At 57.9% G+C, this 949-nt stretch carries 1 protein-coding gene; it reads left to right on the forward strand.

Going from position 1 to position 949, the window contains the following annotated elements; genetic code table 11:
- Positions 1–68 precede the first annotated feature (68 nt).
- Positions 69–949: hypothetical protein (locus ACR0E6_RS21720; RefSeq protein ID WP_480587219.1), on the forward strand; the 881-nt coding region annotated here is incomplete at its 3' end.

The raw sequence follows: 949 nt of genomic DNA on the forward strand, positions 1-949 counted from the left end.
GATGCTTTGGTGGGCAGCACGAAGGTGGAAAGAATTTAAACTCTTAAACATGCGACTTAGGGTAGGCGATGTCTCAGAGTCTTTTGAAGTATACACGTGTTTTGGAAATTGTCGGCGACACGATCAAGGTTCGTGTGCCGGTTGACGATGGTGGCGCACCGGCTGTTCGGTTCAATGATCTGGCGGTGATCGAAACGGTTGATGGGCATAAAACGCTGGCCCAGGCGATCTTTATCGACCGGGATGTGGTGACGCTGCAGGTGTTCTCGGGCACCAAGGGCATCTCGACCGAGGCGACAGCGACTTTCCTGGGTCACCCGATGCAGACGCCGTATTCAGCCAATATTCTGGGCCGTGTTTTTGACGGCGCGGGAGAGCCGATTGACGGCGGCCCTGACCTGTCGGCCGAGCCGCGGATCGATATTGGCGGGCCGACAGTGAACCCGGCCGAACGGGCCGTACCCAACAAGATGATCCGCACCGACGTGCCGATGATCGACGTGTTCAATACGCTGGTCGAAAGTCAGAAGATCCCGATCTTTTCGGTCTCGGGCGAACCGTTCAACGCCTTCCTCAGCCGCATCGGCATACAGGCGGACGCGGATATCGTGGTCTTCGGCGGCTTGGGGTTGATCTTCGATGACTATCACACGTTTCGGACTTCGTTCGAGGATGCAGGGGTGTTCTCGCGCACTGTGATGTTCGTCAATCAGGCCATGGACCCTCTGGTGGAACGCCTTCTGGTGCCAGACATGGTGCTGGCCGTGGCCGAGAAATTCGCGGTGGAAGAGGGTAAGCGCGTTCTCGTGCTTCTGACCGACATGACCGCCTATGCTGATGCGATGAAGGAGGTGGGGATCAGTCAGGAACGCGTGCCCTCGCAGCGCGGCTATATGGGCGATCTCTATTCCCAGCTGGCGCGGCGGTATGAGAAGGCGTGTGATTACGC

Source organism: Ruegeria sp. AP12, from assembly GCF_056540025.1.